General features: G+C 65.1%; 12 protein-coding genes. 8 read left to right on the plus strand and 4 right to left on the minus strand.

The genetic code is table 11. The features are described from left to right. Both pheT and A3M3_RS0112670 read left to right on the plus strand, forming a co-directional pair. Nucleotides 1-2,550, plus strand: coding sequence for a phenylalanine--tRNA ligase subunit beta (gene pheT, locus A3M3_RS0112665; RefSeq protein ID WP_028266650.1), 2,550 nt, complete (start codon nt 1-3; stop codon nt 2,548-2,550). Between the two features lie 128 nt (nt 2,551-2,678). After that, nucleotides 2,679-3,242 carry a 4'-phosphopantetheinyl transferase family protein gene (locus tag A3M3_RS0112670; RefSeq protein WP_081736908.1) on the plus strand — a complete coding sequence of 188 codons (564 nt, stop codon included), beginning with the start codon at nt 2,679-2,681 and terminating at the stop codon, nt 3,240-3,242. A 30-nt stretch (nt 3,243-3,272) separates the two neighbouring features. Here the strand turns inward: A3M3_RS0112670 and A3M3_RS0112675 are convergent, their stop codons facing one another. The 4 genes from A3M3_RS0112675 to A3M3_RS0112690 form a co-directional block, all read right to left on the minus strand. Continuing rightward, complete coding sequence (locus A3M3_RS0112675; RefSeq protein WP_035741720.1) at nt 3,273-4,652, minus strand: M1 family metallopeptidase; 1,380 nt, start codon at nt 4,650-4,652, stop codon at nt 3,273-3,275. A 79-nt stretch (nt 4,653-4,731) separates the two neighbouring features. Further along, nucleotides 4,732-8,664, minus strand: a complete 3,933-nt coding sequence (locus A3M3_RS0112680) for a Pls/PosA family non-ribosomal peptide synthetase (RefSeq protein ID WP_051423338.1) — start codon at nt 8,662-8,664, stop codon at nt 4,732-4,734. Between the two features lie 63 nt (nt 8,665-8,727). Continuing rightward, the gene (locus tag A3M3_RS0112685) at nt 8,728-9,693 is read right to left on the minus strand and encodes a quinone oxidoreductase family protein (RefSeq protein ID WP_028266654.1); all 966 of its coding nucleotides are present in this window, start codon (nt 9,691-9,693) and stop codon (nt 8,728-8,730) included. A gap of 135 nt (nt 9,694-9,828) precedes the next feature. Beyond that, complete coding sequence (locus A3M3_RS0112690) at nt 9,829-10,917, minus strand: fatty acid desaturase family protein (RefSeq protein ID WP_028266655.1); 1,089 nt, start codon at nt 10,915-10,917, stop codon at nt 9,829-9,831. 175 nt (nt 10,918-11,092) lie between these two features. Between A3M3_RS0112690 and argC the strand changes: the two genes are divergently transcribed. Genes argC through A3M3_RS0112720 form a run of 6 tightly spaced genes read left to right on the plus strand, consistent with a single transcriptional unit; the run spans nt 11,093 to nt 17,106 of the window. After that, entirely contained in the window at nt 11,093-12,124 is a 1,032-nt protein-coding gene (gene argC / locus A3M3_RS0112695; RefSeq protein WP_028266656.1) for an N-acetyl-gamma-glutamyl-phosphate reductase, read from the plus strand. After that, a complete protein-coding gene (gene argJ, locus A3M3_RS0112700; RefSeq protein ID WP_028266657.1) occupies nt 12,121-13,287 on the plus strand; it encodes a bifunctional glutamate N-acetyltransferase/amino-acid acetyltransferase ArgJ in 1,167 nt (388 codons plus the stop codon). Before argC ends, argJ begins: the two co-directional genes overlap by 4 nt. A gap of 12 nt (nt 13,288-13,299) precedes the next feature. After that, nucleotides 13,300-14,259 carry an acetylglutamate kinase gene (gene argB, locus A3M3_RS0112705; RefSeq protein WP_442853103.1) on the plus strand — a complete coding sequence of 320 codons (960 nt, stop codon included), beginning with the start codon at nt 13,300-13,302 and terminating at the stop codon, nt 14,257-14,259. Further along, on the plus strand, nt 14,256-15,554 hold the full coding sequence (locus A3M3_RS0112710) for an acetylornithine transaminase (RefSeq protein WP_028266659.1): 1,299 nt from the start codon (nt 14,256-14,258) through the stop codon (nt 15,552-15,554). Before argB ends, A3M3_RS0112710 begins: the two co-directional genes overlap by 4 nt. Next, a complete protein-coding gene (argF, locus tag A3M3_RS24945; RefSeq protein WP_035741724.1) occupies nt 15,551-16,570 on the plus strand; it encodes an ornithine carbamoyltransferase in 1,020 nt (339 codons plus the stop codon). Before A3M3_RS0112710 ends, argF begins: the two co-directional genes overlap by 4 nt. Next, complete coding sequence (locus tag A3M3_RS0112720) at nt 16,570-17,106, plus strand: arginine repressor (protein WP_028266660.1); 537 nt, start codon at nt 16,570-16,572, stop codon at nt 17,104-17,106. The genes argF and A3M3_RS0112720 overlap by 1 nt, the downstream gene beginning before the upstream one ends. Nucleotides 17,107-17,146: the final 40 nt, after the last annotated feature.

Raw genomic sequence — 17,146 nt, forward strand, 5'->3', positions numbered from 1 at the left:
GTGCGTATTCCACTTTCCTGGCTGCGTGAATTCGCGCAGGTTCCGGCCGACGCCACGGCTGAAGAGGTCATGGCGGAACTCGTCAAGGTCGGTTTTGAAGAAGAAGCCGTCCACCGCCCGACGGATGCCCTCAAGGGTCCCATTGTGGTGGGTCAAGTCCTGAGCCTCGTCAAGGAGCCGCAGTCCAACGGCAAGACCATTAACTGGTGCCAGGTCCGCGTTGTTCCTGAAGGGCAAGAGCAGACCCTGACCGGCGAGGGCATCGACCCCTCCGGTGTGCAGGGCATCATTTGCGGTGCCCACAACTTCGTCGAGGGGGACAAAGTCGTGGTGACTCTCCCGGGAGCAGTGCTGCCGGGCGACTTCCACATCTCGGCTCGCAAAACCTACGGTCATTTGTCCGCAGGCATGATCGCCTCGGTACGTGAACTTGGCATCGGTGAGGACCACGACGGCATCCTGGTGCTCTCCCGCATCGGCCTGGATCCAGAGATCGGCACCGACGCCATGGCGCTGCTTGGCCTCTACGATGAAGCAGCCGAAATCAACGTCACTCCGGACCGTGGTTACGCGTTCTCGATCCGTGGCGTCGCCCGCGAATATGCCCACGCCACCGGAACTGTCTTCACGGACCCAGCCGCCCGGGTCAACGCCCCGGCGGCACTCTCCGGTGGTTATGGCGTCAAGCTCAACGACGACGCCCCCATCTACGGCAATCCCGGGTGCGACCGCTTCGTGGCCCGCACGGTCCGCGGCGTGGACGCTACCCGCCCCACCCCGCCATGGATGGTTTCGCGACTGCGCTTGGCCGGCATCCGCTCGATTTCGCTCCCCGTGGACATCTCCAACTATGTGATGCTCGAACTCGGCCAGCCGAACCACTGCTACGATCTCGACAAGCTCTCGGGCGACATCGTGGTCCGCCGCGCCGTGGCCGGGGAGAAGATCACCACCCTCGACGGCAAAGTGCGTGCGCTCGACGTCGAAGATCTCCTGATTACCGACGGTTCCGGTGCCATCGGCATCGCTGGCGTGATGGGCGGGGCCAACACCGAGGTCTCCGCTTCGACCACCAACGTCCTGGTCGAGGCTGCGCACTTCGATGAGGTTTCGATCGCCCGGTCCCGTCGCCGGCACAAGCTGCCGTCGGAGGCGTCCAAGCGTTTTGAGCGCGGCGTCGATTGGCAGGTTGCCCACATTGCGGCGCAGCGCGTCGTCGACCTCCTGGTTGAACTGGCGGGTGGAACGGCTGACGAAGCCGGGACCGATGTCGGCACCGCCCCCGACGCACTGACCATCGAACTGCCGGCCGGCTACCCGGCCGCCCGGATCGGGATCGACTTCACGGAAGACCAGATCACGGGTTCCCTGAGGGACCTCGGTGCCATCGTGCTGAAGGACGAGGTGGGCGGCGCCTACGTGGTCACCGCACCGAGCTGGCGCAATGACCTGGAAACCAAGGAAGACCTCGCCGAGGAAATCGCAAGGCTGGTTGGCTACGACAACATCCCGGCCACGCTGCCCGTGGCACCTCCCGGCCGCGGCCTGACCCGGACCCAACAGCAGAAACGCCGTGTGGTCCAGGCCCTGGCTGACGCAGGGCTGACCGAAGTCCTCTCCTATCCGTTCGTCTCCAAGTCAGCCAATGATGTTTTCGGTGTGGCCGAGGAAGGCGCGGCACGTACCGCCCTCAAACTGGCCAACCCGATCAGCGAGGAACACGGGTTCCTCCGCACTTCGGTGCTTCCTGGCCTGATAGAGGTTGCCCGCCGCAACCACTCCCGCGGTTTCCGCGACCTCGCCCTCTTCGAGGCAGGATCGGTGTTCCTTCCCGACGGTCAACTGGGCACTGCCTCCATCCCGCCGCTGGGTGTCAAGCCTTCCGCCGAGGTACTCGATGGACTGTACGACGGCGTCCCGGACCAGCCGCTGTACATCGCCGCCGTTTTGACCGGCCATGATTCCCCGGCTGCCGCGGAACACAAACCGCGCGCTTGGGACTGGGCCGACGCCCTTGATGTTGCCCGGCTCATCGGCGACGTCCTCGGCGTCGAGCTCGTGGTGAGCCAAGGCAGCCACCAGGCGTTCCACCCGGGCCGCGCCGCCCAGCTCGCGCTCCGTTCGGGTGACGTGGTGGGCTACGCCGGCGAATTGCACCCCAAACTGCTCGCCGCCCATGACATGCCGGCGCGTTCAGTGGCACTTGAGCTCAACGTGGACGCGATCTTCGACGCCGCCCCGGACGTCATTGTTGCCAAGCACATCTCCGGTTTCCCGGTGGCGACGCAGGACGTTGCCCTGGTGGTGCCGCAGGAGATCCCAGCGGACGCCGTACTGGCTGCCCTCCGGGAAGGCGCGGGCGAACTTCTCGAAGACGTCGCCTTGTTCGATGTCTACGCGGGCCAAGGTATCGAGGAGGGCAAGAAGTCGCTTGCTTTCGGGCTGCGCTTCCGTGCCATGGACCGCACCCTGACGGCCGATGAAGCGTCGGAGGCCCGCGAGGCCGCTGTCGCAGTCGCCGCGGAGCGATTCGGAGCAGTCCAGCGCTGACCAGTACCAACACCGGGATCCAGGGGCTGGCTGTTCGCATCCAGTCCCTGGATCCTGCTGATTCCGCCGCCATCGAGCAGATCGCGGCGGAATTGCTGTCTCCGGCCGAGACCCTTCGGGGCGACGCCATGTCCCCGGTCCTACGGCGGGAATTCCTGGCGTCCAGGGTGGCCCAGCAGAACTTTGCCGCAACGCTCCTGACGGTTCCCGCTTCGAAGCTCCACGCCGCCTATGAGTGCCCGGAGTGTGGCGCTGGTCCGGATATTGCTCATGGCCGGCCAGGATACCTGCTCGACGGCGGCCCCGCACCATTGCTGCTCAGCGCCTCGCGGGCGTCGGGCTGGGTGCTGTTTGCCGCCGTCGTGCATCCGGAACCCGGGCTCAGGCTGGGAGTTGATATGGAAAATGCTGCGGGCACCGAATTTGCCGGCTTCGACGACGTCGCCCTGACCGCACGCGAGCATCGCCATGTCGACGCGGTGGAACCGGGTCGCCGGGCGCACGAACGCGCTCGTTTGTGGGCGCGCAAGGAAGCTTGGTTGAAGATGACAGGCGAAGGGCTCCGGGTGAGCCCTGATTCTTTCGACGTGCTGGAAAGGCCGGGGCTGTGGGATCTTGAACTCCCTGCCAGGGCTGACGGTCGGGATCTTCCGGCCGGACTGCTTGCCGCCCTCGCAGCAACCTCCCATTAGCTGAACTGCCTTGTACCAGCTGAAGGCTGATCAGCTGAAAGCCGGGAGCCTCGCCCGATAAAGCCACGGCTCCAGTACACGTGCGGCGTCGAGTCCCGGAACGAAGGCGTTGGCCGTGGCGATGAATTCAGCCGTGGACACCGAACTGTGGCGCTTGGTCTCGGTCCAATGCCGCAACAAGCCAAAGAACATGGCGTCACCGCACGCAAGCCGCACAGCGTGGAGGGCCAGTGCGCCGCGCTTGTAGACACGGTCATCGAACATCCGCTCCGGTCCGGGGTCGCCGATCACCAGGTCCTGGGCGCCGGCGTCGAGCTTGCGCCAGGCGGCCCTCGCACGGGTGGCGAGGGACATGACTCCGGTCTCTTCGGACCAGATCCATTCCGCATAGCAGGCGAAGCCCTCGTGCAGCCAGATATCACGCCAACTGCTCACGGTCAGCGAATTGCCGAACCACTGGTGGGACAATTCGTGGGCGATGAGGCGTTGCGCCTCCCACGACTGTTCCATGTGGTTCCGGCCAAAGATGGAGAGGGTCTGGGCCTCGAGGGGGATTTCCAGTTCGTCCTCGGTGACGACGGCGGTGTACTCCGCAAAAGGATACGGACCGAAACAGTCTTCGAAGGTGCGCATCATGTCGGCTTGCCGAGCCAGTCCTTCCCGGGCCTCGGTCAACAAGCCGGGCGCCACGGCGACGAATTGGGGCACCGGACTGTGCCGCGGGACCTCGGCATGATGTGCTGTTCCAAGGCCGGCCCGGGCGACGGAAGGGCTGAGCTGGTGGAGCTTGTATCGTCCGATCTGCACTGTGGCGAGATAGCTCGCCATCGGCTCGGCCTGTTCATAGACCCAGGTCTCACGGCTCGATTTCTTGCTGTGCGATACGAGGCGGCCATTGCAGATGGCGCGGTAGTTGTCATCAGTGGTGATGCTGATCAAGTAGCTGGACTTGTACTGTGGGTGGTCGTTGCAGGGGAACCAGGACGCAGCGCCGTTCGGCTGCCCGGCAACCAGGACGCCGTCGTCGAGCTCTTCCCAGCCTACTTCGCCCCAGAGGCCCCTGCGCGGCTTGGGATTACCGTCGTAACGGAGTTCGACGGTGAATGATTGGCCTGCTGCCAGCGGTTCCTTGACGGTTATCACGAGGTGCTCGCCGCGCGGGCTGAACTTCGGGACCTTCTTGCCATCCACCAGGATCTTGGAAGCCTTCAGGCCCACCAGGTCCAGGATCAGCGAGTCCGTGTCCTCGAGTGCCACACAGCGAAGCACTGCGCGGCCGTTGAGCCGATTGCTACCCAGACTGTAGTCCAGGTCCAATTCATACCGCAACACCTGGAATGCCATGCTTCCGTGATGCAGGGCATAGGCATCGGCGGCAATTTTGGTTATTCCTGGTTCGCTAGGGCTCATATGCGCTGGCTGCCTCCGTGTAACTGGTTGTACTGGTGTGGTCATGGCTGGTATTTATAAGCCCGCTTGCTAATCTACGCTACGGTCCGGACCATGGGCTGACGGGGTTGCCCATCCAGTACGTACCGGCGGGAACAGTTTCACCTCGCATGACGAGCGACGCCGGCCCTACCGTTCCGCCTGCTCCGATGCTGGCGCGCGGCAGGATGACCCCGTGCGGTCCCATAGTGGCGCCGTCTCCGAGAACCACGGTATCGATGCTCATGATGCGGTCGTGGAAGAGGTGCGTCTGGACCACGCAGCCACGGTTGACCGTGGAACTTTCGCCAAGGGTGACGAGGTCGGCTTCGGGCAGCCAGTAGCTTTCGCACCAGGTACCCCGGCCGATTTTTGCGCCAAGCGCCCGGAGCCACCACACCAACGCCGGTGTACCGGAAGCTGAACGCGCGAACCACGGGGCGCTGACCATCTCGATGAAGGTGTCCACCACCTCATTCCGCCAGATGAACGAGCTCCACAGGGGGTGCTCGCCCGCCTTGATGCGGCCCACAAGGATCCATTTCGCGGCGACCGAACTAGCCGCGGCCAGGGCACCCGCGGCGAGGATAACGACGCCGCCCAGGACTGCCGCGAGCCAGTAGGAGGATTCCGAAGCAATCCAGTCAAGGACCCACATGATGCCGACGGCGATCGCCACCGTGAGGATGACCGGTACCAAGCGGCACAATTCCCACAGGGCCCGTTTGGTCTTGAGGGCCAGCGGCGGGTTGAAGGTGAGGCTCTGGTCGGCATCGACGACTGTCCGGCGCAGCCTGACGGGCGGACTGCCCAGCCATGAGGTGCCGGATTTTGCCTTGGCAGGCGTTGCAGACAGCACCGCGACCAGTGAGTTCTTGGGGACGCTCCGGCCCGCGGCCGTCATGCCCGAATTACCGAGGAAGGAGCGTTTGCCGATCTTGGCGGGCCCGATCTTCATCCAACCACCGCCGAGCTCGTAGGAGGCCACCATGGTGTCGTCCGCGAGGAAGGCGCCTTCGCCGATTGTTGTCATGCGCGGCAGTAGAAGCACGGTGGAGGCTTCCACGTTGCGGCCGACTTTAGCCCCGAGGAGGCGCAGCCAAACAGGCGTGAACAGGCTGGCATAGATGGGGAAGAGCAGGTCCCGGGCCAGGTCCAGGACGCGTTCAGTTGCCCAGACCTGCCAACCCACCCGGCTGCGAACGCGGTAATACCCTTCCTTGAGGCCGATGCCGAGCATCCGCGTAGTGCCCAGGATGAGCAGGAGATTGCACAGGAACCAGGCGAGTGCGGCCAAAGGGATGGCGAGCAAGAGCTCCGGAAAGGCGTCCTGCAAGGAGTTCCTGCCCTGGATAAAGGCCACGACTACGCTGGCGCCGGCAAGTGCCGAGACGTAGGGGATCAGAGCCAGCAATGCCGAGGCCGTCGCGAACGCCGCGAACCAGAGCCGGCCAATCAGGTGGTGCGACGACGGCGTCTCCGGCCAATCATTCTTGGCTTTGCCACGGCGTTGGGCGGGGGACCCGGCAACGAGGTGTCCGGCTTTGACCTTGCCCAGGACGGCGGAACCAGGCTCCACCCGGGCACCGGCGCCAATGCTGGTTCCGGGCATGAGCGTACTGCGGGAGCCCACCGTTGCACCGGCACCCACATGGATGGCACCGATGTGGACGTAGTCGCCGTCGATCCACCAGGCGGAGAGATCCACTTCGGGTTCGATGTTGCAGCCGCTTCCCAGGGAAAGCAGCCCCGTGACCGGGGGCAAAGAGTGCAATTGGACGTTGTTCCCGATCTTCGCACCCAGTGCCTTGGCGTAGTAGGGAACCCACGGCGCGCTGGCCAGGCTGATGGCACCCGAGAGGTCCTGGATCTGCTCGGCCAGCCACAACTTCAAGTGCACTTTGCCCGAACGCGGGTAGGTACCGGCGTGGACACCACGCAGCAGAATGCGCGCAGCCAGAATCGATATGGCCATGCGGCCCGGCGGGCTGACGAACACCAGCCAGGACGCCAGGATCCACCACCAGGACACCACCGGAGCCGCAGAGAATCCGGCGTAGTCCGCGAGCAGGCGATTGGCGGCCATGAGGTAGGTGAGCCAACGCATGCCCACCAGAATGTTGAGGAAGATGCCCATGAGGGTCTGGAAGATTTGAGATTTCCGGGAGGTCGGGCGAACGGTGCGTTCTGCCGGTGGACCTTGGATACCGCCTTCGGGCAACGACTGCCGCGCTGCGTCGATCAGGGCACCCACCCGAGGGGTGGCGTAGACCTCCGCCACCGTGACGGTGGGGTAGCGCACGCGCAGGGCCGAGACGAGCTGGGCCGCAGCGAGGGAGCCGCCGCCATAGGCGAAGAAATCGGCGTCGAGCGAGGTGACGCTGGAGCCGAGGACGCTCTCCCATTGTTCAACCACCCATTGGGCGTCTTCGGGCAGGTTGAGCGGTGCCTTCTCCGCATCGGCGGCTCCTGCACCCGCCAACGGCCAGGGGAGGGAATGCCTGTCAACTTTTCCACTGGTCTTTGTCGGGAGGGAATCGACCACCGTCAACAGGGGAATCAGCGCCGCCGGAAGGCTCTCGGTCAGTAGCACGCGCGAAGCCGTGAGGTCGATATCCTCGGGCCCGGCGGGCGCCAGGTAACCGACAAGCAGCTGGTTCCCGGCCGCCGTCGTACGGACTGCCGCGGCGGCCCCTGCGACGCCCGGCAAGGCCTGCAGCGCGGCGTCGATCTCACCGAGTTCGATCCTCCGGCCGCCGAGCTTGACCTGCTCGTCCGCGCGGCCTTGGAAGATGAGGCCTGCTTTCTCGTAGCGGACCAGATCGCCGGAGCGGTACGCCCGTTCCCAGCCCAGGGATGGCATCGGGGCATACTTTTCGGCATCCTTGGCCGGATCGAGGTAGCGGGCCAGTCCGACGCCGCCAATGATCAGCTCGCCCGTCTCGCCTTCCGGGACGGGAACCCCGGCGGCGTCGACGACGGCGAGGTCCCAGCCGTCCAGGGGCAAGCCGATCCGGACGGGGCCGTCACCGCCGAGAGGGGCCGCGCAAGCGACCACCGTTGCTTCGGTGGGCCCATAGGTGTTCCACACTTCGCGGCCGTCCACCGCGAGTCGTTCGGCGAGCTCGGGCGGGCAGGCTTCGCCCCCGAAGATGAGCAGGCGCACGTTTTCAAGCGATTCTGCGGGCCACAAGGCTGCGAGCGTGGGAACGGTGGACACTACCGTGATGCCGTGGTTGATCAGCCACGGACCAAGGTCCATGCCGGAGCGCACCAGGGCACGCGGAGCGGGTACGAGGCAGGCGCCGTGCCGCCATGCCAGCCACATCTCTTCGCATGAGGCGTCGAAGGCTACCGAAAGGCCGGCCAAGACCCGGTCCTGTGGTCCGATGGGATCTTCCTGCAGGAAGAGCCGGGCTTCGGCGTCGACAAACGCGGCCGACGAGCGGTGCTGAACAGCGACGCCCTTGGGCGTGCCTGTGGAGCCGGAGGTGAAAATGATCCAGGAATCGTCATCCAGGCCGGGTGCGCGGGGGGCAGGGTGCGGCGTGGGACGCTCCCCGGAAAGCTCAATCTTGCGGCCTTTTGTGATGACCGCAGTCACCTTGGCTTCCTTGAAAACGAGCCGTGCCCGCTCCTCGGGATCGTCTGCGTCTACAGGTACATAGGCGGCCGCGATCGAAAGGATTGCCAGGATGGCGATGTAGAGATCGTTGCTGCCGGACGGAATCCGCACGCCGATCGTGTCTCCGGGGCCAAGTCCCGCTGCATTGAGCGTGGCGGCAAAACCGCGCACCTGCGCCATGAGCTCGGAGTAACTGAGTGACTTGTGGCCGTCGTCGAGGGCAGATGCTTCCGGATAAGACCGTGCCGTGTCATCGATGATTTCGACGAGCGTCCGCGCGGGCGGCACGGCTGACGCGCCCTGCAGTTGAGGCAGGTGCACCGCTTGGAGTTCCAGGCGATCCGCCGGGATGTCATGTTCCTGGGTCACGTTCGAAGCTTCTCGGATTGAGGTGAACAAAAAGTGTCAGCGGTCCCGTGGCCGTTGCTCCGACTACGGGATCAACAGTAGCTTGCCCGTCGTCTGGCGGCCTTCGAGGTCGCGGTGGGCCTGCGCGGCTTCGGCGAGCGGGTAGGTTCCGCCAATCCGGACTTTGAGCGCGCCGCTGGCTGCAGCGCCGAAGACTTCGGCCGAACGCCAGCGCCGCTCCTGCGGGTTCTGCAGGAAGTGGGCGAGGGTGGGGCGGGTGAGGGACAACGATCCGCCGGCGTTCAGCCGCTGGGGATCGAAGGGAGGCACAGGCCCGGAGGCCGCCCCGAAAAGGACGAGCGAGCCACGGATGCGCAGGCTAGCAAGCGAATCGTCGAAAGTGTCCTTGCCGACACCGTCGTACACGACGTGGACCCCTTCGCCGTTGGTCAGTTCACGGACTTTGTCGGCGAATCCGGCGTAACGCAGGACCTCATCCGCGCCGGCCTGCCGAGCCAGGACTTCCTTCTGGTCCGAAGAGACAGTGGTGATGACACGGGCGCCGCGCTCCTTGAGCAATTGGGTCAGGATGAGACCCACCCCGCCAGCACCGGCGTGGGTCAGGACAGTGTGTCCCGGCTCCACCCGGAACGAGGAATTGATCAGGTAGTGGGCGGTCATTCCCTGCAGCGGAAGGGCGGCTGCAGTGTGGTCGTCGACGCCGTCCGGAACCGGAAGGGCCTTGTCCGCATCAACCAGGGTGTAACCCGCATAGCTGCGGGATCCTTCAGCGGTAGCGACCCTGTCCCCGACGGCGAAGTCCTCAACGCCTGCACCGATGGCCTCCACGGTGCCTGCCGCCTCGGAGCCCGGGGTGAGCGGATACTCAACCTTGTAGATGCCGCTGCGTTGGTAGGTGTCAATGAAGTTCACTCCCGCGGCTGCAACTTTGACGAGGAGCTGGCGCGGACCAGGGGCCGGAACCTCTGCTTCGGTGAGTTCGAGGACTTCGGGTCCTCCGGCTTGCCGGGCAATGATCGCACGCGTCATGGTTCTCCTTCTCCGTCGAGGCACTTTCGTGCCCGCATTCACACAACCATCCTAGGGAACGGAGTCCGCCGAGTGTCCAGTCAGCGGCTGAGGGCCGTGGTTCGCCGTGATGTGCCCGGTGGTCTTCGGTGCGTGTCAGCCTCTACCGTGCGCGGAAGCAACAGGGCAGTCAAAGCCGCGGCCGGCGGCGAGTCCTACCTCATTGAGGTAGCGCACGACGATTGCGTACGACTGCATCAACGTGGTTTCGGTGTAGGCAATGGAGTGCTTTTCGCAGTAGCTTCGAACGATCTCCGAGGCGCGGCGCAAATGGGGGCGTGCCATGTCGGGGAAAAGGTGGTGTTCCGCCTGGTGGTTGAGGCCGCCCAGGAGGATATTCATGAAGGGGCCGCCGGAGATGTTCCTGGCAGTCAGAACCTGGCGACGCAGGAAATCGACGCGCGAGTCGGTCGGCAGGACCGGCATGCCCTTGTGGTTCGGGGCGAAGGAAGCCCCCATGTAGAAGCCGAACACCATGATCTGGACGCCCAGGAAGGCAAATGCCATGCCAAGCGGCAGGAAGGTGAAGGCGAGGACCGGCAGCGCGAGAAGGCGCGCCAGGAGGATGGGGGTCTCTACCCAGCGGTGCTTGATGGCTCCGGGCCGCAGGATGTACATCAAGGACTCCCACTGCAGGCTGATGCCCAGCAGCATCAGGAGCGGGAAGAAGAACCAGCCCTGCCTACGGGTGAGGAACGCGAAGCGTCCGTTCCTTCCGGCAGCGGCTTCAACGTGGAACGCCAGGGCTCCGGTCTTGATGTCCGGGTCCTTGGAAATCACGTTCGGGTTGTTGTGGTGTGCGCCGTGCTTCTGTTCCCACCAGGAGTAACTGATGCCGGCAACCGAAGTGGCCAGGATGCGCGCAGACCAGTCATTGGCCCGGCGGGAGGCAAAAATCTGGCGGTGGCCGGCCTCGTGGGCCAGGAAGCTCAATTGGGTGCAGAGAATGCCGAGGGCCGCTGCGATGAGGAGTTGGTACCAGCTGTGCCCGATGAGGGCGAAGCCGAACCAAGTGCCGGTCAACAAGAGGACCAATGCCGCGAAGACGCTGACGTAAAAGCCGACGCGACGCTTCAAGAGCCCTTCCGCGCGGACTGTCTTAAGGAGTTCGGAATAGCTCAGCACGACGGCGTTGGGTTGCCGGACGCTCTTGGCGGGAAGTTCCGTGGTGGACGTCGGTGACATATGCAGTTGCCCCGTAATGATTAACGGGCAACGCTGCAACCGACGATCGGCTGCACGGTCTAGATCACCCTCTATCCAGCATACGCCCGGATCGACCGTGCCCGGCGCGCCCTTGCCGGAAAGACGCATGCATAAATATCGGCAACTATGAATAACTTTGCTGTATAGTCTTGCCATGACTATTTCTGTTGCCGTCTCCGGTGCCAGCGGCTATGCCGGGGGAGAAGTGCTGCGCCTCCTGGCAGGACATCCGGACGTCACTATCGGTGCCATCACGGCGCACAGCAACGCCGGTTCCAGACTAGGCGAGTTGCAGCCGCATCTCCATGGTTTGGCCAATCGGATTCTCGAAGACACCAGCGTGGAAAACCTCGGGGGCCACGATGTCGTATTCCTGGCGCTCCCGCATGGAGCCTCGGCCGAGATCGCAGCACAGTTGCCGGAAGGCACGCTGGTGATCGACGCCGGCGCGGACCACCGGCTCGAAGACCCGGCAGCGTGGGAAAAGTTCTACGGCTCGGCCCATGCCGGGACCTGGCCTTACGGGCTGCCGGAACTCCCCGGGCAGCGCGACGCCCTGAAGGGTGCGAAGCGGATTGCCGTACCCGGCTGCTACCCGACCTCCTCCCTCCTCGCCCTCACGCCCGGCTTCGCCAACAAGCTTCTCCAGCCGGACGACGTCGTGATTGTTTCCGCCTCCGGCACCTCGGGTGCCGGCAAGGCGGCCAAGGTCAACCTCATCGGTTCCGAGGTTATGGGCTCCATGAGTCCCTATGGCGTGGGCGGCGGCCACCGCCACACCCCGGAGATTGAACAAGGACTCTCCAATGCCGCCGGTGAACCGGTCACAGTGTCCTTCACTCCCACCCTCGCGCCCATGAGCCGCGGCATCCTTAGCACGGCCACGGCCAAGGTCAAGTCCGGCGTCACCGCCGCCGAACTCCGCAGCGCCTGGGCGGAAGCCTACGACGACGAACCGTTTGTGCACTTGCTGTCCGAAGGCCAGTGGCCCACCACCAAGTCGGTGCAGGGGTCCAACCACGCCGTCATGCAACTGGCGTTCGACGAGCATTCGGGCCGCGTGATCGTCACGTGCGCCATCGACAATCTGACCAAGGGGACCGCAGGCGGCGCTGTGCAGTCCATGAATATTGCCCTCGGCCTGGACGAATCCGCCGGCCTCAACGTCCAAGGAGTCGCCCCGTGACCATCACCGCCCCCCAAGGATTCCGGGCCGCCGGGATCAAGGCCGGCATCAAGGCATCCGGTAATCCCGATCTCGCCCTCGTCGTCAATGACGGCCCGCTCAAAGCCGCCGCCGCCGTTTTCACGTCCAACCGAGTGGCCGCTGCTCCCGTGCACTGGTCCCGCCAGGTTGTCTCTGACGGACGCGTGGATGCAGTGGTACTGAATTCCGGTGGAGCCAACGCCTGCACCGGTCCCCAAGGGTTCCAAAACACGCACGCGACCGCCGAAAAAGTGGCGGCCGTCCTCGGGATCTCCGCCTCCGACGTCGTGGTCTGCTCTACGGGCCTCATCGGTGAGCAACTGCCCATGGACAAGATCATCCCCGGCATCGACGCCGCTTTTGCGGAGCTCTCCGAAAACGGCGGCGGCGCCGCTGCCACGGCGATCATGACTACCGACAGTGTTGCGAAGGAAGCAGTCTTCACCGGGACCGACGCTGAAGGCAAGACCTTCACAGTCGGCGGCATCGCGAAGGGTGCCGGCATGTTGGCGCCGGGTCTTGCGACCATGCTGGTGGTGCTCACCACGGATGCCCAGGTCCCGGCGGAAGAGCTCGACGTCGTACTCCGCGACGCCACGCGCGTCACCTTTGACCGCGCGGACTCGGACGGATGCATGTCCACCAATGACACGGTCGTCCTGCTCGCCTCCGGGGCCTCCGAGGCAATCCCGTCGGCCGAACAACTCGGTGCCGGAATCACCCAAGTATGCGCCGAACTTGCCCGCAAGCTGATCGGCGATGCCGAAGGTGCCAGCCACGATATCGCCATCCGCACCTTCAACGCAGCCAGCGAACGCGACGCCGAAATCGTCAGCCGCGCCGTGGCCCGCTCCAACCTCTTCAAGACCGCCATCTTCGGCAAGGACCCCAACTGGGGCCGTGTCCTGTCCTCGGTGGGCACGACGGATGCCATCTTCGAACCGGAGCAGCTCAACGTCTCCATGAACGGCATCCAGATCTGCCGCAACGGCAGCATCGGCGACGACCGCAAGCTCGTGGACCTTGAACCCCGCGAGGTACTCGTGGAGATCGACCTGCAGGCCGGCGATGCCGAGGCCACCATCTGGACCAACGACCTCACGCACGAATACGTGCATGAGAACAGTGCCTACTCGAGCTAGCCGGAGATGACCATGACTGCGCACACCCGCGAAAATGCGTCCAGCGGCCCCGATTCGGAAAAATCGGCCCAGGACAAAGCCGCGACGCTGATCGAGGCGTTGCCATGGATCCAGCGTTTCGCCGGCACCACCATGGTGATCAAGTACGGCGGCAACGCCATGGTCAACGAGGAACTGCGCCGCGCCTTCGCCGAGGACGTCGTTTTCCTCCACCACGTGGGAATCCACCCTGTCGTGGTGCACGGAGGCGGCCCGCAGATCAACTCGATGCTTGGCAGGCTCGGTATCGAATCCGAATTCAAGGGCGGTTTGCGCGTCACCACCCCCGAGGCCATGGACGTGGTCCGCATGGTGCTCACCGGCCAGGTGGGTCGCGAACTCGTGGGTCTCATCAACTCCCACGGACCCTACGCGGTGGGCATGTCCGGTGAAGACGGCGGCCTCCTGCGTGCCGTGCGCACCGGCACCGTCGTGGACGGGGAGGACGTAGACCTAGGCCTGGTAGGCGAGGTGGTGGGTGTCGATCCCACAGGTATCGAGGACATCCTTGCCGCCGGCCGGATTCCCGTGATTTCGACCGTCGCCCCCGAAATCCTTGATGCAGGGGACGGCACCGGCTCCACCACGGGGCAGGTCCTCAACGTCAATGCGGATACGGCCGCAGCCGCCGTTGCCTCGGCGCTGGGTGCGTCGAAGCTTGTCATATTGACCGACGTCGAGGGACTGTACGCCAACTGGCCGGACCGGTCCTCGCTCATCTCCTCGCTGACGGCTTCGGAGCTGCGGGCGATGCTGCCGCGTCTCGAGTCCGGCATGATCCCGAAGATGGCGGCCTGCCTCAAGGCCATTGACGAAGGAGTGGAGCGGGCGCACATCGTGGACGGCCGATTGCCGCACTCCATGCTCCTGGAAACCTTTACGACCGCGGGCATCGGAACCCAGGTTGTCCCCGACGAGGAAGTGAACCCATGACCGCGAACGACGCAGAACTGGCCGAAACGCCATCCAACACCATGACAGGAACGAGTAGCGGAGCCGATTGGCTGTCCCGCTACTCCTCCTCCCTCATGGGCGTCTTCGGCACACCGCAGCGGGTTTTGGTCCGTGGTGCCGGCGCCCTCGTGTGGGACGCGGACGGCAAGGAATACCTGGACCTCCTGGGTGGCATCGCAGTCAACGCCCTGGGCCATGCCCACCCGTTCGTCACCTCGGTGATCGCAAGCCAGCTCGCCACCTTGGGCCACGTTTCGAACTTCTTCACGAGCCCCACGCAGATCGCATTGGCCGAGAAGCTCCTCGCCATCACCAAGGCTCCGGCTGGCTCCAAGGTCTTTTTCGCCAACTCCGGCACCGAAGCCAACGAGGCCGCGTTCAAGCTCGCGCGCCGCAACGCGGATGTTCCGGGCGGCGCAAAAGGGGCTAAGCGCACCAAGATCATCGCCCTCGAAGGTGCTTTCCACGGCCGGACCATGGGCGCCCTCGCCCTGACAGCCAAAGAAGCGTACCGGGCCCCGTTCGAGCCCCTACCGGGTGGAGTGGTCCATGTCCCCTTCGGCGACATCGAGGCCCTCCGTGCCGCCGTCGACGAAACCACCGCAGCGGTCTTTTTGGAGCCCATCCAAGGCGAGGCCGGCGTTCGCCCGCTCAGCGTCGAGTACCTGCAGGCGGCCCGCGAGGCCACCAGCAAGGCCGGTGCCTTGCTGATCCTGGACGAGGTCCAGACCGGCATCGGCAGAACCGGAAAATGGTTGGCCAGCGAAGACGCCGGCATCGTCCCTGACGCGGTGACGCTCGCGAAAGGCCTGGGCGGCGGATTCCCGGTAGGCGCGCTCATCACCTTCGGCGAGCCGACGTCCTCGCTTCTGACGGCAGGCCAGCACGGCACCACGTTCGGCGGAAACCCGGTAGCCACCGCTGCAGCCCTCGCCACCCTGCACGCCATCGAAAGCCAGGGCGTGCTGGAGAACGTGCTCACCGTCGGCGCACGGCTGCGGGACCGCCTGTCCGCCGTCGACGGCGTCACCGAAGTCCGCGGCGAAGGCCTCCTGATCGGTTTCGACCTGGACGCCGACATCGCCCCCGCTATGGTGACCGCCGCGCTCGACGCGGGCTTCATCATCAACAGCCCCGGCCCGCGCACTATCCGGCTGGCGCCGCCGCTCATCCTGACTATCGAGCAAGCCGACCGTTTCCTGGACGCGCTGCCCGGCATCATCGAGGTGGCAGCCGAGGCCGCTGCACCCCTGACCGCTAAGGACGCACAGTGAATACCACCCGTCACTTCCTCAAGGACACGGACCTCACTCCGGCCGAGCAAGCCGAAGTGCTCGATCTCGCCGTTCGAATGAAGGCCGCCCCGTACAGTGTCCAACCGTTCGCAGCTGAAGGCAACGGGCGCAAGACCGTCGCTGTCATCTTCGACAAGACCTCCACCCGTACCCGCGTGTCTTTCGCCACCGGCATCGCCGACATGGGCGGCAACGCGCTCATCATCAACCCCGGCGAGGCACAGATCGGTCACAAGGAATCCGTGGAGGACACTGCCAAGGTCCTTGAGCGGATGGTCTCCACCATCGTGTGGCGTACCGGCGCGCACGCCGGCCTCGTGGCCATGGCCGAGAACTCCAAGGTCCCCGTCATCAACGCGCTGTGCGATGACTACCACCCATGCCAGTTGCTGGCGGACTTGCTGGCGGTCAAGGAACACAAAGGCGAGCTCAAAGGGCTGACCATGGCGTACCTTGGCGATGCCGCGAACAACATGGCCAACTCCTACCTGCTGGCGGGCGTGACCGCGGGCATGCATGTGCGCATCTCCGGCCCGGAAGGCTACCTGCCGGGCGCTGACATCGTTGCCGCAGCCGAACGGCGAGCCGCGGAGACCGGTGGTTCCGTGCTGATCACCACCGACGCCGCAGAGGCCCTCCACGGTGCCGATGTTGTCGCCACCGATACCTGGGTGTCCATGGGGCAGGAAGCCGAAAAAGAAGCCCGGATGCAGCTCTTCCGCGCCTATTCCGTGGATGAGGCGGCCATGGCACAGGCCGCCCCGGACGCCGTCGTGCTCCACTGCCTGCCCGCCTACCGCGGCTACGAGATCTCCGCCGCAGTCATCGACGGGCCGCAGTCCATCGTCTGGGACGAAGCGGAGAACCGGCTGCACGCGCAGAAAGCGCTCATGGCGTGGCTCATGCACCGCTCCGGACTCGCCGTCGTCGACGGTCTTTCGCCCGTTGCAGGCGCCGTTCCTGCGGGAAAAAGCGCTGGGGAGAGCACGTCCTAGTGTCCACCCATTCGGCGTCGCAAGGGGCCAGCCCGGCCACCAAGACTGCCCGGCAGGCGCGGATCACCGCAATCCTGACGGGTCAGTCCGTGCGCTCGCAGGCGGAGCTCGCGGCCCTGCTGGCCGACGACGGCGTCCAGGTCACCCAAGCGACCCTCTCCAGGGACCTGGTGGAACTGGGGGCCGTGCGCGTTCGCGGCAAGGACGGCGCGCTGGTCTACGCTGTGCCCGGCGAGGGGGGTGACCGCAACGCCAAGAGCGGGGTCACCCAGGAAATCCTCGATGCACGCCTTTCGCGGCTTTGCGGGGAACTGCTGGTCACCGCGGAAGCTTCGGCCAACATCGCGGTGCTGCGGACGCCTCCCGGGGCGGCCAACTTCCTCGCTCTGGCCATCGACCACTCGGTGATGCCGTCGGTATTGGGTACGATCGCAGGCGACGACACCTTGCTTTTGGTCGCCAGGGATCCCGACGGCGGAGCCGAACTGGCGGCCCGATTCCTCCAATTGGCCCAGGAAGCCGGACCGGGCAACTAGTCCTTCGGCCCGGTCCCGAAAATTGACTCAAAAGAACCAA

Source organism: Arthrobacter sp. MA-N2 (genome assembly GCF_000517125.1).
GTDB lineage: Bacteria > Actinomycetota > Actinomycetes > Actinomycetales > Micrococcaceae > Arthrobacter > Arthrobacter methylotrophus.